The sequence below is a fragment of the Paraglaciecola sp. genome (assembly GCF_039964565.1).
Taxonomy (GTDB): Bacteria; Pseudomonadota; Gammaproteobacteria; order Enterobacterales; family Alteromonadaceae; genus Paraglaciecola.
On record NZ_JBDVXF010000044.1, the window covers coordinates 206,011 to 220,329 of the forward strand.

The 14,319-nt window shown below is 41.4% G+C and carries 15 protein-coding genes; 12 read left to right on the top strand and 3 right to left on the bottom strand.

Annotated features, from left to right (window positions below; genetic code table 11):
* Positions 1–4: 4 nt before the first annotated feature.
* A complete protein-coding gene (gene ompR / locus ABJK37_RS20685) occupies positions 5–733 on the bottom strand; it encodes a two-component system response regulator OmpR (RefSeq protein WP_348357805.1) in 729 nt (242 codons plus the stop codon).
* Positions 734–979: 246 nt separating this feature from the next.
* Between ompR and ABJK37_RS20690 the strand changes: the two genes are divergently transcribed.
* From ABJK37_RS20690 to ABJK37_RS20700, 3 genes are read left to right on the top strand one after another with little or no spacing between them, the layout of a single operon-like run.
* The gene (locus ABJK37_RS20690; RefSeq protein ID WP_348357807.1) at positions 980–1,870 is read left to right on the top strand and encodes a TIM barrel protein; all 891 of its coding nucleotides are present in this window, start codon (positions 980–982) and stop codon (positions 1,868–1,870) included.
* Between the two features lie 39 nt (positions 1,871–1,909).
* Complete coding sequence (locus ABJK37_RS20695; RefSeq protein WP_348357809.1) at positions 1,910–3,595, top strand: GMC family oxidoreductase; 1,686 nt, start codon at positions 1,910–1,912, stop codon at positions 3,593–3,595.
* Complete coding sequence (locus ABJK37_RS20700; protein WP_348357811.1) at positions 3,592–4,203, top strand: gluconate 2-dehydrogenase subunit 3 family protein; 612 nt, start codon at positions 3,592–3,594, stop codon at positions 4,201–4,203. Before ABJK37_RS20695 ends, ABJK37_RS20700 begins: the two co-directional genes overlap by 4 nt.
* 115 nt (positions 4,204–4,318) lie before the next feature.
* Here ABJK37_RS20700 and ABJK37_RS20705 read toward each other — a convergent pair whose 3' ends face one another.
* Both ABJK37_RS20705 and ABJK37_RS20710 read right to left on the bottom strand, forming a co-directional pair.
* Positions 4,319–4,519: a hypothetical protein gene (locus ABJK37_RS20705; RefSeq protein WP_348357813.1), complete on the bottom strand. Its 201-nt coding sequence runs from the start codon at positions 4,517–4,519 to the stop codon at positions 4,319–4,321.
* A gap of 11 nt (positions 4,520–4,530) precedes the next feature.
* On the bottom strand, positions 4,531–5,433 hold the full coding sequence (locus tag ABJK37_RS20710; RefSeq protein ID WP_348357815.1) for a phosphoribulokinase: 903 nt from the start codon (positions 5,431–5,433) through the stop codon (positions 4,531–4,533).
* Positions 5,434–5,579: 146 nt separating this feature from the next.
* Here ABJK37_RS20710 and ABJK37_RS20715 point away from each other — a divergent pair, with 146 nt between their 5' ends.
* The 9 genes from ABJK37_RS20715 to ABJK37_RS20755 all read left to right on the top strand — a co-directional run bounded on the left by ABJK37_RS20715 (position 5,580) and on the right by ABJK37_RS20755 (position 14,218).
* The gene (locus ABJK37_RS20715) at positions 5,580–6,182 is read left to right on the top strand and encodes a 3'-5' exonuclease (protein ID WP_348357817.1); all 603 of its coding nucleotides are present in this window, start codon (positions 5,580–5,582) and stop codon (positions 6,180–6,182) included.
* Between the two features lie 150 nt (positions 6,183–6,332).
* Positions 6,333–8,474 carry an FAD-dependent oxidoreductase gene (locus ABJK37_RS20720; RefSeq protein ID WP_348357819.1) on the top strand — a complete coding sequence of 714 codons (2,142 nt, stop codon included), beginning with the start codon at positions 6,333–6,335 and terminating at the stop codon, positions 8,472–8,474.
* The gene (locus ABJK37_RS20725; RefSeq protein ID WP_348357821.1) at positions 8,475–9,317 is read left to right on the top strand and encodes a DUF547 domain-containing protein; all 843 of its coding nucleotides are present in this window, start codon (positions 8,475–8,477) and stop codon (positions 9,315–9,317) included. It begins immediately after the preceding gene.
* Entirely contained in the window at positions 9,298–10,476 is a 1,179-nt protein-coding gene (locus ABJK37_RS20730; protein ID WP_348357823.1) for an ABC transporter substrate-binding protein, read from the top strand. The genes ABJK37_RS20725 and ABJK37_RS20730 overlap by 20 nt, the downstream gene beginning before the upstream one ends.
* Positions 10,452–12,077 carry an ABC transporter permease subunit gene (locus ABJK37_RS20735; protein WP_348357825.1) on the top strand — a complete coding sequence of 542 codons (1,626 nt, stop codon included), beginning with the start codon at positions 10,452–10,454 and terminating at the stop codon, positions 12,075–12,077. The genes ABJK37_RS20730 and ABJK37_RS20735 overlap by 25 nt, the downstream gene beginning before the upstream one ends.
* Entirely contained in the window at positions 12,061–12,723 is a 663-nt protein-coding gene (locus ABJK37_RS20740) for an ATP-binding cassette domain-containing protein (RefSeq protein ID WP_348357827.1), read from the top strand. Before ABJK37_RS20735 ends, ABJK37_RS20740 begins: the two co-directional genes overlap by 17 nt.
* A complete protein-coding gene (locus ABJK37_RS20745) occupies positions 12,720–13,334 on the top strand; it encodes a CDP-alcohol phosphatidyltransferase family protein (protein ID WP_348357829.1) in 615 nt (204 codons plus the stop codon). Before ABJK37_RS20740 ends, ABJK37_RS20745 begins: the two co-directional genes overlap by 4 nt.
* 43 nt (positions 13,335–13,377) lie before the next feature.
* Positions 13,378–13,860, top strand: a complete 483-nt coding sequence (locus ABJK37_RS20750; protein WP_348357831.1) for a DUF3617 family protein — start codon at positions 13,378–13,380, stop codon at positions 13,858–13,860.
* A 172-nt stretch (positions 13,861–14,032) separates the two neighbouring features.
* Positions 14,033–14,218: a hypothetical protein gene (locus tag ABJK37_RS20755; protein ID WP_348357833.1), complete on the top strand. Its 186-nt coding sequence runs from the start codon at positions 14,033–14,035 to the stop codon at positions 14,216–14,218.
* The last annotated feature ends 101 nt before the right edge of the window (positions 14,219–14,319 follow it).

The window sequence follows — 14,319 nt, forward strand, 5'->3', positions numbered from 1 at the left end:
TATTTTACGCTGGGCTACTCTCACCATCAGGTACAAATACATAACCTAGGCCCCAAACTGTTTGTATATAACGAGGATTGGTAGGATCTTCTTCAAGCATTCGGCGCAATCGAGAGACTTGCACATCGATACTACGTTCTAAAGCACTATAATCTCGGCCCCTCGCTAAGTTCATTAATTTATCCCGAGACAAGGGTTCTCTAGGATGCGTCACTAAGGATTTCAGCACTGCAAATTCGCCACTAGTAAGTGTCATAGCTTGACCATCAACATTCATTTCTCTGGTGCCTAGATTAAGCGAGTACTTACCAAACTCTATTATTTGTTCTTCCAGAGATGGGGCTCCAGGGGCTTCGATGGTTTTGCGGCGCAGTACGGCTTTGATTCTGGCAAGTAACTCTCTAGGATTAAAAGGTTTTGGAAGATAGTCGTCAGCCCCCATTTCAAGACCGATAATACGGTCAACTTCATCACCTTTAGCCGTTAGCATTATGATAGGAATTTCGTTCTCTTTTTGGCGCAAACGGCGACAAATAGTCAAGCCATCTTCACCTGGTAACATTAAATCAAGCACCATAAGATGAAAATTTTCACGCTCCAAAAACCTATCCATTTGTTCAGAATTGGCTGCAGCTCTAACTTGAAAACCCTGTTCGACTAAGTAACGTTCTAACAAGCTACGTAGACGCATGTCGTCATCCACGACTAAAATTTTTGTAGTTTCTTGACCCATGACAAAATCCAAAGTGTATTACCCAATTCAGTACACTATATGTGAAAGATAGTTAATTCAAAAGGTCGCCGTTATGCCAAAGAGGGATGGATTGTTACAAAGTTTGTCAGTTTATTTATCGACTAATCACTAAAACCTCGTTATTTTATGAAAATTAAGTGTTGTGAAATTGTTAATGCCATTGCATTGTTGCTGGCTAAACTGGCAGTGCAACTATAGTCATTCAATTAAGTAAACGGTGAAAGTATGAGTAATTCTCGGCGTAAATTATTGCAGGGCATGGCGCTATCAAGCGCAGCAGTCATTGCTGGCAAAGTTGTGGCTGCATCCGAGCCAAGTGTTTCGAAGCACAGTAATGATGGACTCAAGGGTAACGTTAAGCATTCGGTAAGTCGCTGGACTTATGGTGATTTAAACATAGAACAACTTTGCGCATTGGTTAAGTCGCTAGGATTCAGCGCCATTGATTTAGTCGGGCCTGAAGACTGGCCTGCTCTCAAAAAGCATAATATTGATTCGTCTATGTGTAACGGTGCAGAGCTAAATCTGGTTGATGGTTGGATCCATCCAGAGTTTCATGATGAGTTAACGCGTCGCTATCTTGCTCATATCGACCTCGTATCCCAAGCTGGATTTAAAAATTTAGTATGTTTTAGTGGTAACGCTAGGGGAATGGATCCTAAGCAAGGATTAAGTCATGCGGTAAAAGGTTTAAAGCGAATTCTCCCTGCTGCAGAAAAACAAGGGGTCATTATTCAAATGGAGCTTTTCAACAGTAAAATTGACCACCCTGATTACATGGCAGATAACTCAGCTTGGGGTATTGAGTTATGCAAACAACTCGATTCACCTAACTTTAAGTTACTCTACGATATTTATCACATGCAAATTAATGAGGGAGATATCATTCGAACTATTGGCGAAAACCATCAGTATTTTGGACATTATCATACTGCTGGCGTACCCGGACGAAATGAAATAGACGACACACAAGAGCTATTTTATCCAGCGATTGTAAAAGCAATTCTAAACACTGGATATCAAGGGTATTTAGCGCAAGAGTTTATCCCAACCCCCAAAACGCCAGAAGGGCGAGCAGAATCGTTAAGACAAGCTATCCAAATATGTGATGTTTAGTAACCAACAGTAATTAGTTTATGAAAACGGGAAAAATTTATGGCGACCAATGAATACGACGCAATAGTAGTGGGTTCTGGCATCAGCGGTGGTTGGGCAGCGAAAGAATTAGCTGAAAAAGGCCTAAAAGTATTAATGCTTGAACGTGGTCGCAATATCGAACACATCAAAGATTATACCAATGCAATGCACGAAACCTGGGATTATCCACACAGGGGATTGCCTACCCAGCAAATGAAAGCAGATAATCCTAAGCTAGCTCGTGAATACACATTAAATGAAATGACCAGTGGAATGTGGGCTAACGATAAAGAACACCCCTATACTGAAGTGAAACGTTTTGACTGGTTCAGAGGTTATCATCTAGGTGGACGCTCGTTACTTTGGGGGCGTCAAAGTTATCGCTGGAATGCTGAGGATTTTACCGCCAATTTAAAAGACGGCATTGCGGTCGATTGGCCAATTCGCTATGCAGACTTAGCGCCTTGGTACGACTACGTTGAAAAATTTGCGGGTATAGCTGGCACGCAAGAAGGCTTAGATGTACTGCCAGATGGTCAATTTTTACCTCCAGTACCGTTAAATGTTGTTGAGAAAGATGTCGCTAAACGTATCGAAGCCGTTTACAAAGGTATGCGGCACCTTATCCATAGCCGTACCGCCAATATCACTCAGCCTATGCCCGAACAAAACCGAGTTGGTTGCCAATACAGAAACAAGTGTTGGCTGGGTTGTCCCTTTGGTGGTTATTTTAGTACCCAGTCTTCTACTTTACCTGCAGCAATGAAAACCGGTAACCTCACTGTTAGACCCTTTTCTATTGTGACTCAAGTGTTGTATGACAAAAACACCAAAAAAGCCACTGGTGTTGAGGTGTTGGATGCAGAAACCAATTTAACTTATGAATTTAAAAGTAAGATTATTTTCTTAAATGCTTCCACTTTAAATTCCACTTGGATAATGATGAATTCTGCCACAGATGTGTGGGAGAAAGGGTTAGGCTCGAGTTCGGGAGAGCTTGGCCACAATGTCATGGATCATCACCTAGCTGTTGGCGCGTATGGCAGCATAGATGGTTATGAGGACAAGTACTATTCTGGTAGACGTCCCTGTGGATTTTATATTCCAAGATTTCGCAATTGGGGTAAAGATAAACGAGATTATATCCGTGGTTTTGGTTATCAAGGCTCCGCATCTCGCTCAAACTGGCAACAAAATGTAGCTGAGTTAGGCATTGGTGCTGACTTTAAAAATGCTTTGGCAGAACCTGGTTCATGGAGTATTGGCATGGGAGGGTTTGGTGAAATTTTGGCCGACCACCGAAATAAAGTGACATTGGATAAAAGTGTCAAAGATAAGTGGGGGTTACCTGTTTTATCAATGGATGCCGAGCTACAAGCTAACGAATTACGTATGCGCAAGGACATGAAACAAGATGCGGTCGAAATTTTAGAGGCGGCGGGTGCTAAAAATGTAAATGGGTGGGATGGAGCATCGCCCATAGGTAAAGGGATCCATGAAATGGGTACTGCAAGAATGGGTAGAGATCCCAAAACTTCTGTGTTGAATCAACATAACCAAATTTGGGATGCCCCTAATGTTTTTGTGACTGATGGCGCATGTATGACTTCGGCTTCGTGTGTTAATCCTTCTTTAACCTATATGGCCTTAACCGCCAGAGCGGCGAATTACGCGGTTGAAGAACTTAACAAGAGGAACCTATGATGCAAAGACGTGATTTGTTAAAGATGATCATGGCAACCACAGGTATGGCCATGGTGGGATCCGATGCCTTTGGCTATGAAATGAAAAGCCAAGTTCCAATAACCGACACCATATTCAAATCAGACGATCTTCTATTGTTTAATGAAATTGCTGATATCATTTTACCTCGCACTAATACGCCTGGTGCCAAAGATGTGAATGCTGGGCTAATGGCGCTTATATTGGCTAATGATTGTTACACCTTAAGAGAACGCGCGGTGTTAGTGAAGGGTCTACAATCCCTCAATGAAGAGGTTGAAAAAAACTATGGCTCTCCTTACATATTATTGAGTAGTAAACAGAAATTTGAGTTTATAAATCAATTGGATGTTGCCGCCAAAGAATACAACCATCAACAAAATATCTATTACCTTTCGTCTACTCCTTATGACAGAGAAAGCAGTGATGATAAACCGCTTCCCCACTATTTTACGTTGATAAAACAATTAACTTTGTTTAGCTTTTTTACATCACAACAAGCAGCAACAAAAGTCTTACGTTACGAAGCCGTACCAGGTAAATATAATGGCGAGTTACCTTACAAAAAAGGCGATAGAGCATGGTTTTAATGAAGGGGCAAAGCTAAGGTTATTTATTTCAAAAGGCGCTGTAAATCAGCGCCGAATGCATAATTTTTATGGGCAATTGCATTATTTAATGGTGAGTACTAACTAGCAATTTAGGTTAAAAGAACTTTTTGCCAGTAAGGGCAACATAGATCGCAAAAACACCTACCAACGAATAAATCACTTCAAAAAAACTCACCTCGCCTTGGGTTTGGTTAATTAGCATCGAAATAATCATTGCGGCCAAAATCAGTGAAGGTAACGCAAAAATACCAATCAATATGCGAACCTTTAAAGATAATTTATGTTCAGTATTCATAGAAAGTAGCGTTATTTTTCACTGACCCAGTCCATCTGAAAACCCGCACGACGCTTTTTGTCTAACAATTCTTCAAGCAGAGGCATCAGAATGAGTTCCATCGCAAGGCCCATTTTCCCACCAGGAACAACAATGGTATTGATACGAGACATAAACGCGCCATCAATCATTTTTAGAAGGTAGGGGTAATCTACATTTTTCATTTCTCGTCGAAAACGTACCACAACAAAACTTTCGTCTTGGCTGGGGATTTCTCTAGCGCTGAAAGGATTCGAGGTATCCACAGTAGGAACACGTTGAAAATTGACATGAGTGCGAGAAAACTGGGGAGTAATGTATTTAAAATAATCATCGAGACTACGTACTATACTGCTCATTACCGCCTCACGAGAATGCCCTCTGTCGGTGGTATCTCTGACTATTTTTTGGATCCACTCCAAATTAACGATTGGTACCATGCCCACTAACAAGTCGACGTGTTTAGCTACATCTACTTGGTCGTTTGTCACGCCACCGTGCAATCCCTCGTAAAATAGTACGTCTGTGTTTTCAGGCAAATCTTGCCAAGGTGTAAAGGTTCCTGGCATCTGATTAAAGGGCACCGCCTCGTCAAAAGTATGCAAATACTGACGATGCTTGCCCATGCCAGTTTCTGCATATTCGGTAAACAGTGTTTCAAGCATTTCAAAGTCATTGGCATTGGGACCAAAATAACTAATGTGTTTGCCTTGTTCTTGCGCTTTACGGATTTCTACCTCCATTTCTGGACGAGTGAACCGGTGGAAGCTATCCCCTGCCACCACTGCCGCATTGACTGACAAATTTCGAAAAATATGTCTAATGGCATTGGTGGTCATAGTTGTGCCAGCACCAGACGAACCAGTGATTGCGATTATAGGGTGTTTTACAGACATTCAACGCACTTTGCTTGCTTAATGGATGTCTTTTATAAGCAAGCTTGGCACACCGGTCAAGTGTTAGTTATTTTTGAGCGTCTGAAAAATAGCTCTAAAAATCAATTCAGGTTTGACTTTAAGCCATCATTCGGCATTAATGAGCTATGCAAATTATTATCTTCGATACCGAATTCACCGCTTGGGAAGGGTCTGCGCAACGTAATTGGTCTCTTGATTGGGAACACCGAGAAATTATTCAAATTGCCGCGGTGAAAGTGGCGCTAGATTCAAATTGTGTGCAAGTCATTTCGAGTTTTAATACCTTAGTCAAACCTATTGTTAATCCCAATTTAAGCGACTATATAGTGCAGTTAACTGGTATAGAACAACAGGTATTGGATGATATGGGTATCGATTTTCAAGCTGCATTATCACAATTTCATGCTTTCAGCTCTCAAGGATCTTTACCTTGCTATTCTTGGGGTAATGACAAAAGGGTGTTACTAGATAATTGTTTATTAAGTGGCGTTGCGATGCCCGATTTTAATGGAGGATTTCATAATTTGCATCACATCGCCCGTAACGCCAAACTGGATGGGGCGCATTTATGCAGCGGTGAGTTGGCGAGACATTTAGGGTTAGACCTGCATGGACACAGTCATAACGCCCTTTACGACGTACGCAGTATCGCACTTGCACTGCAGCAATGGGTCGAAAAAGGAGCGTTGCCAGCTTCTCTATTGCAATCAAAAAGTATTATTCATTAGCCTCTGCAATAATCATCACGAAATAAAACTGGAAAAGCTCGGGTCATGTCATGTTCAATCGTGTATTCAAATAACAAATGCACTACTTACAAATAACGCAATGCAGAGTAAATAGTGCTAGCGAAGCTTCCAACCATAGGACAAAACTAAATGAATCTTAAACGAGGGCTACTTCTCGTCACTATTGTGATGTTGATCGCCGCTTTTTTTATTTTTGATATCGGGCAATATTTAACTCTTGATAGTTTAAAAGCGCACCAACAAGATTTAGCTGAATACATTCAGTCAAACTGGTTGCAGGCATTTGCTATTTATTTTGTGATTTATGTCGCAGCCACAGCCCTTAGTTTGCCCGGCGCGATTATTTTAACCCTAGGTGCCGGGGCATTGTTTGGACTCGGTTTTGGATTACTACTGGCTTCTTTCGCTTCTACTATCGGTGCCACACTCGCATTTTTAGTGTCACGATTTTTACTTAGAGATTGGGTTAAAGCTACTTTTTCTGAGCGTATTAAAGCAATAGATAAAGGGGTTGAAAAAGATGGGCCTTTTTATTTACTAAGCTTACGATTGGTGCCTATTTTTCCGTTTTTTGTTATCAATTTAGTCATGGGCGTCACCAGTATTAAAACTGTGACTTATTACTTTGTTAGCCAAATTGGTATGCTTATCGGAACCGCCGTTTACGTGAATGCTGGGACTCAACTAGCTGAGATTGAAGCCGTATCTGACATTGTTTCTCGAGATTTGATTTTATCTTTTGTGTTGTTAGGAATTTTCCCAATTATTGCCAAGCTGATTATCAATTTCATTAAACAAAAACGGGTGTATAAAGGTTGGAAAAAACCAAAAACCTTTGACCGCAATATGGTGGTGATAGGTGCGGGTTCGGCAGGATTAGTGACTGCTTATATCGCCGCAGCGGTAAAGGCATCGGTCACCTTGGTCGAAAAACACAAGATGGGTGGTGACTGCTTAAATACCGGTTGTGTGCCTTCCAAAAGTTTATTACATGCCAGCAAATTAGCGCATACCCATAAAGTGTCTGCCAATGCCGGGGTCAATTACCAAGCGCCAGAAGTTGACTTTAAAGCGGTCATGAATCAAGTTCATAATGTGATCAAAACCATAGAACCTCATGATTCTATTGAGCGTTATGAGTCCCTTGGAGTAAAAGTCGTGACAGGCAGTGCCACGATAGTTTCGCCTTGGCAAGTTGATATTCAGACTGCTGATGGGGTGCAATCGCTCACCACTAAAAATATTGTGATCGCTACTGGAGCCAGTGCTTTTGTGCCACCCATTCCAGGGCTGCAGGATATAGATTACTTAACGGCTGATAACCTGTGGGAATTAACTGAACAACCTAAACGTTTAGTGGTGTTAGGTGGCGGCCCGATAGGGAGTGAGTTATCTCAAGCTTTTGGTCGCTTAGGCACCCAAGTCACTCAAGTAGAAATGTTGCCACAATTACTGGCTAAAGAAGATCCTGACGCAGCCCAGTTTCTGCATGATCAATTAATCAAAGACGGCGTAGACGTGCGTTTGAATACTACCGCGACCGCCATTGAAAAAACTACTGAAGGTAAGTTTATTGTTTTAGAAAAAGACGGTAAACAAGAAAAATTACCCTTTGACGAAATATTGATCGCTGTGGGTAGGATGGCTAACTTAAAAGGTTTTGGTTTAGAAAAATTAGGCATTGAAACCAACAGAGTGGTGGTGACCAATGAGATGTTGCAAACCAAATATCCAAACATTTTGGCCGCTGGCGACGTTGCGGGTCCCTACCAGTTTACCCATACCGCTGCGCATCAGGCTTGGTATGCAGCAGTAAATGCGTTGTTTAGACCCTTTAAAACCTTTAAAGTCGATTACCGGGTTATTCCTTGGGCAACCTTTACTGATCCTGAAATTGCCACTGTCGGTTTAAACGAACAAGCTGCAAAAGAGCAAAATGTAGAATACGAAGTGATCCGTTATGATATAGGAGGCTTAGATCGAGCGTTAGCGGACGATCATGCAAAAGGATTCGTAAAAGTGCTGACACCTCCAGGTAAAGATAAAATACTTGGGGCGACTATTGTAGGGGCCCATGCAGGGGAGCTGATTGCAGAGTTTGTGTTAGCAATGAAACACAATCTTGGTATGAATAAACTTCTCGGTACTATTCATATTTATCCCACTATGGCTGAAGCGAGTAAGTACGCCGCAGGGAACTGGAAAAAAGCCCATACACCGGAAAAGTTGTTGGCATTTGTTGAGCGTTTTCATAAATGGCGTCGCACCTAAATGGCTAATAAATTGACTACGGGTAAAATACTCTATTATTTCTTTATAGCGGCTTTGATGATGATCTCAACTCTAGTGCAGGCGTTTGACCATCAGCACCCAAGCTTCTCTGAAGTGTTGAGCGAAGTCGTTAAGTTGTCGCCGAATAAAAAACAAACGCGGGTAGATTATGGGCAGCTTTATAAGAAGCCAGAACAGTTAAATCACTATTTAGCGCAACTGTCTTCAGTTAAACAGAGTGAATACCAACAATGGAGCAGTGACGAGCAGCTTAGTTTCTTAATCAATGCTTATAACGGTTTCACCTTACAATTGATTGTTCACAACTACGCTAAGTTTCAAACTGGTAAAGCAAAGTCTATTAAAGATTTAGGTAGTTTTTTTTCTAATCCGTGGAAACAATCGTTTTTTACGCTGCTAGGGGAAAAGCGTAATTTAGACAATATTGAACACCAAATGATCCGTCAATGGTTTGCACGGCCGCGCATTCATGCCGCCTTAGTTTGCGCTGCAGTAAGTTGCCCACCATTGAGGGCTGAAGCATTTGTTGCTAATAAATTGAATCAGCAACTGAATGATCAAATGCTGCAGTTTTTATCAGATGACCAACGAAACACGATCAAAATCAGTGAGAATACTGTGTACCTTTCGTCTATTTTTAAATGGTATCGTGAAGATTTTGAAAAAGGACAACAAGGATTTAACCGGCTCCAAGACTTGATTAAAGAATATCAAGCAGACTTGGCCAATTATCCGCAACAACTCACTTGGTTGCAAAAACAAGACTATAGTATTGGCTTTTTAGACTACGATTGGCGGTTAAATGACATCTCTACGTTTTAAGGTTTTAAGCCGTCGATGTATCCTATGTTTATTTTGGGTTTTTGCCACGGCCGTGCAAGCTCAACCTGAATCAACAACTGAAGAAGTGACGCAACAAAGCAGCAAACAATGGCAACAAACCTTAAAAGCGGCTCAAGGTCAGTCAGTGTATTTTTATGCGTGGGGCGGCTCAAAGGCGGTTAACGATTACTTGCGATGGGCAACACGAGAAATTGCACGACAATATCGAATTAGGCTCATTCACGTAAAAGTAACAGATCCATCTGAGCCTGTATCTCGACTTAAAGCTGAAAATGGCCGCACTAGTGCTATCGATTTAATTTGGGTCAACGGTGAAAATTTCGCTTATTTAAAGCAGCAAGGTTTCTTAATGGGGAATTTATGGGCAACTATCCCCAACTCGGCTTATTTGGCGGTAGATAAACTCCCTATCACGGTGGATTTTGGGGAGCCCATGGAGGGTTTTGAGGTGCCGTGGGGCATTGGGCAATTCAATCTCATTGCCGAGAAAACCCTGTATCCGCAACTGCGACTCAGTGCCGCTTCGCTATTGGATGTTGCCAAAAAGCACCCACAAACAGTTACTTACCCTAGACCACCGGAATTTCATGGTACAACCTTTTTAAAGCAACTTTTGATTGATATAAGCAATGGAGATCCCCGTTTGTATCAGTTAGCATCAGAACGGGCCAAGGACGAATTATTACCAGCCTTATGGCAATACTTAGATAAGCTACATCCGCATTTATGGCAACAAGGTTTAGCTTTTCCAAGTTCTTCTGCGGAACAATTTCTGCTTTATCAACAAAAAACGCTCTCCATGGCGGTAAGTTTTAATCCTAATCAGTGGTTAAAAGAAAAAAGTGCTAAACAGATTTCTGAGTCGAGCGAGAGACGTTACTTTACTCATGGTGCCATTACCAATAGCCATAACCTTGCTATTCCTAAACATGCACCAAATTCAGAAGCCGCGAAAGTGGTGATTAACTTTATGTTGAGTGAAAAAGCTCAGCGTGAAAAATTTTCGGGGGTATGGGGTGACCCATCAGTCATCACTACATTGTTTGATGAAAAAGCCACTATGCCTGCCCATCCAGAACTGCACAGTTCGTGGCATGTCGTTATTGAGGACATATGGCAACAAAAGTACGGCGGCTAGGATTAGTCAGCGGATGGTCGTTGGTTGCTGGCATTTCTATGTTGCCAATTTTGGGTATTGTTGTGGGATTGTGGCCGCAAGAGCCGCTCACACTTGCCGGTTTTGAGTCTTTTTTAGGCTATCAAGGTCTAACAACCTCAATTGTAATGACGTTGCTCACGGCTATATTTAGTTCCTTAATTTCCTTATACATAGCGTTTATGGTGTATAGCCAGTACCACCTAAATCAGCGGCTACAGTCCTTTGAAAAATACCTAGCGCCGCTCTTATCTATGCCTCATCTTGCTATCGCTTTAGGTCTAGTGTTTCTGTTTAGTGACGGCAGCTTATTTTTTGCCGATTCAGGACTTCCAAGGAAAGGGTTGGCTACTCTGATTCTGACTATCGTTATAAAAGAAGTACCGTTTTTTCTATTGATTTTTAGTGCCTTAGGGCGTCAATTACCGATAAAACACTGGTTATTACAAGGTAAAGCTTTGGGTTATCAAGCGTATCGTTGTTGGTGGTTTTTAGTGTTTCCGCCGTTACTTAAACAATCTCGTTTAGCCTTGTTAGCGGCGACTGCTTATACTTTGTCTGTGGTAGATGTGAGTTTGTTAGTTGGACCCAACATCCCCGAGCTATTTGCTGTATCAGTATATCGTTGGCAAACGAGCTTTGCAGATGGTGATCAGGTGTTGGGGTTCTGGTCTAATGTTTTACTGTTACTACTTTTGGTGGTGTCAGTATTGTTATTATATGCCCATGAAAAACTTGCCTTTGCTGGATATAAATCTCTCGCCACCCAAGGTCGTCGTTTTCTACTAGGAAGAATTAATCCTATTTTTAAAGCTTGGATACCTCTATTAGGTGGGTTGACCGCCCTAATGATATTGGTGTTTGTGTTGTGGTCTTTAGGTTATGACTGGCACAGTGGTCGCCCAAGTTTTAGTCAGTTAAGTACCGGATTGTGGCAAGATGAGTGGTTGTTTTTTGCGTTACCGTTGCAAAATTCACTGTTAATTGCCAGTTTAGCAGGTTTATTAGGGGTGGCACTGGCATTGTTAGCATTGGAACTACAGCGTCAAAGAGGTCAGTACTGGCCTGATTATTATTGGCTGTTGGCTATCATTTTGCCGCAATTGAGCATGGTACTAGGTTGGCAAATTTTACATATTTGGGTGCAGGGTGGTTACCATAGTGCTTGGATTGTCATATCTCATTTACCTTTTACCTTTGCCTACGGGTATTTAGTGTTAAAAGGGCCGTTTCAGAATATTGATGAGCGTTACGAATTATTGGCCGCTAGCTTTGGATATTCTCCGTGGCAGAGCTGGTGGTTGGTTAGATTTAGATTGTTACTCCCTGCTATTTTTACAGGATTGGCTATCGCATTTTCGGTCAGCATTGCTCAATACATACCCACCATTATGATAGGAGCGGGGCGAGTCACAACTATCACCACAGAAGCGGTAGTGATAGGCACTGGAAGTCAACAAGATCTCATTGCACTTTACGTATTATTACAATCCATCTTACCTTTTATGGCGTTCTTTATTGCGGCATTGTTAGCGCGAAGATTTAGAGGAAGTGTTGGAGGAAAAGATGTTAGAGATCATTAATTGCCAAATTGAATCAAAAACTTGGTGTATTACCTTGCCAGATATTCAGGTGCACAAAGGTGAATTGTTAGTCATCACTGGACCAAGTGGTATCGGAAAATCGACTTTGTTACATTGGTTGCTGGGAAATAATCCGCAGCACGTCACTATTAAAGGTCAGATTATTTTATCGGGTGCCAACATTACTGACTTGCCGATTGAGCTAAGGCAAGTCGGGTTATTAATGCAAGATGTATTGCTGTTTCCACATCTTGATGTTCAAGATAATATTTGTTTTGCACTGCCCAAAAATCCGCAGTTATCTTCTAAAAAACAAAGGCGTGCTGCAGCTATGGATTTGCTTGAACAAATAAACTTAGCTCACCTTGCCGTTCGTTATCCTCAAAACCTCAGTGGCGGTGAACGTTCTAGAGTTGGGTTAATTAGAGCATTAGCCAATCAACCCCAAGTTATGTTGCTAGACGAGCCATTCGCCGCACTAGATCCCACTACCAGACAACAAATGGGGGCATGGGGATTTCAGCAACTCGCCCAGCAAAATATTCCCAGTGTTATGGTATCTCATGATGTAGACGACATTCCCGTATCAGCTCAACAATTATGTTTAGCCGATTATTACCACGTTTTAGAGTCAAATAACCAATGATTGATCCCTTACTCAATAAAATATTTAGACCATCACTAGCTTTAGCGGCTCAGCCCTTAGTTCGGTTGGGGATCTCTGCAAATCAAGTGACTGTTGTTGGATTCGTTATAGGAATGCTGGCAGTGCCTGCCATCATTGCTGAATATTTTGATTTAGCTTTGCTACTTATTTTACTTAACCGATTGAGTGATGGGTTAGATGGAGCGGTAGCGAGGCAAACACACACCACAGATGCTGGCGGGTTTTTAGATATTTCTTTGGATTTTATTTTTTACTCGGCCATAGTTTTTGCTTTTATTGTGAGTCATCCACAACAAAATGCATTAGCAGGCAGCCTGTTAATGTTGTCGTTCACTGCTACCGGAAGTTGCTTCTTAGCCTTTGCAATTATGGCCAGCAAACACAATATTGATAACCCCCAATACCCGAATAAAAGTATGCATTACATGGGGGGCTTGGCTGAAGGTTTTGAAACCATAGTGGTATTATGTTTGTTTTGTTTATTTCCGGAGAACTTTGTTTTTATCGCATTGGTCTATACTGCAGCTTGTTTTATTACTGCAGCCGTGCGGATCTTTAGCGGATACCAAACACTCAACAAGCTAAAGTAAATAAATTTGGTTTACTCGATCAACTCAATTAAAAGGAATTGTTATGAAAAAATTATTTATATTGGTGTTAGCTATTACCACACTCCAAGTTAAAGCTGATGTTGAACTCGTACCATTAGATATGGAATTAGGTTACTGGGAAACAACATCTGAAATGGACATAGAAGCAATGTTAGCCAATATACCTGAGTCACAAAGGGCGACACTTGGCGCAATGATTTCTAAAAAAATGAAAATACCTGTAGTTAAACAATGCATTACCCAAGAAACTCTTAAAGATATGGAAGCTCAAATGAAAGAGTCGTTTAAATCCGCGGGTAATGACTGTGACTTACAAGTGAAAAAAAGCACTTCACAGGAATTTAGCGGTGTACTCTCCTGTGCAGGTGGAGAAACCACTACGACTATTAATACCCAAATGATTAATTCCAAACGTGTTGAAAGCCAAGTCGTAGGCGATATGGGGGGCATGGGTAAAAATAAGATCATTACTGTTGGCGAGTGGAAATCGGCAAGCTGCCCTTAGCTTCATGGTTTTTCGGTAAAGAAAAGTGTAGCTGCAGTAAATTAACCGTTCAATTCAAACGTTATTTTTCGGCAGCTAATAAGATGGATTTCAATAGGTGATTTTTTAAAACTTTAGCATTACAATCGAATTCTCTCATAGGGTGTTTTTTAATCTAAAGTAGCTAAGTATCATGGGAAAAGATAATCGCGTTAAGTTGGACGACTTTGATGAAGAAGAAATCATCGGTTCATCAAAAAATAAAGGCGCTGCCAAAATTCGAGCTGAGCTTGAAAAAAAGCAGCGTGAAAAAAGACTTAAAAATAGTGAATCAAAAAAACGCCATCAACCAGATCCCTCGTTTGATAGAGATGATTAAGGGACTGTGCGGCAATACCTGTTGTGGTATGAATGATTTCTACAATAGTCATTGTTAGCGCTAACCGCTTTATGCAGATTAATGGCAGTATCTCACTAGCA

Excerpts from the sequence above, each read along its gene's own strand:
- ompR (WP_348357805.1), bottom strand. The coding sequence starts at position 733 with ATGGGTCAAGAAACTACAAAAATTTTAGTCGTGGATGACGACATGCGT.
- ABJK37_RS20690 (WP_348357807.1), top strand. The coding sequence starts at position 980 with ATGAGTAATTCTCGGCGTAAATTATTGCAGGGCATGGCGCTATCAAGC.
- ABJK37_RS20695 (WP_348357809.1), top strand. The coding sequence starts at position 1,910 with ATGGCGACCAATGAATACGACGCAATAGTAGTGGGTTCTGGCATCAGC.
- ABJK37_RS20700 (WP_348357811.1), top strand. The coding sequence starts at position 3,592 with ATGATGCAAAGACGTGATTTGTTAAAGATGATCATGGCAACCACAGGT.
- ABJK37_RS20705 (WP_348357813.1), bottom strand. The coding sequence starts at position 4,519 with ATGAATACTGAACATAAATTATCTTTAAAGGTTCGCATATTGATTGGT.
- ABJK37_RS20710 (WP_348357815.1), bottom strand. The coding sequence starts at position 5,433 with ATGTCTGTAAAACACCCTATAATCGCAATCACTGGTTCGTCTGGTGCT.
- ABJK37_RS20715 (WP_348357817.1), top strand. The coding sequence starts at position 5,580 with ATGCAAATTATTATCTTCGATACCGAATTCACCGCTTGGGAAGGGTCT.
- ABJK37_RS20720 (WP_348357819.1), top strand. The coding sequence starts at position 6,333 with ATGAATCTTAAACGAGGGCTACTTCTCGTCACTATTGTGATGTTGATC.
- ABJK37_RS20725 (WP_348357821.1), top strand. The coding sequence starts at position 8,475 with ATGGCTAATAAATTGACTACGGGTAAAATACTCTATTATTTCTTTATA.
- ABJK37_RS20730 (WP_348357823.1), top strand. The coding sequence starts at position 9,298 with ATGACATCTCTACGTTTTAAGGTTTTAAGCCGTCGATGTATCCTATGT.
- ABJK37_RS20735 (WP_348357825.1), top strand. The coding sequence starts at position 10,452 with ATGGCAACAAAAGTACGGCGGCTAGGATTAGTCAGCGGATGGTCGTTG.
- ABJK37_RS20740 (WP_348357827.1), top strand. The coding sequence starts at position 12,061 with ATGTTAGAGATCATTAATTGCCAAATTGAATCAAAAACTTGGTGTATT.
- ABJK37_RS20745 (WP_348357829.1), top strand. The coding sequence starts at position 12,720 with ATGATTGATCCCTTACTCAATAAAATATTTAGACCATCACTAGCTTTA.
- ABJK37_RS20750 (WP_348357831.1), top strand. The coding sequence starts at position 13,378 with ATGAAAAAATTATTTATATTGGTGTTAGCTATTACCACACTCCAAGTT.
- ABJK37_RS20755 (WP_348357833.1), top strand. The coding sequence starts at position 14,033 with ATGGGAAAAGATAATCGCGTTAAGTTGGACGACTTTGATGAAGAAGAA.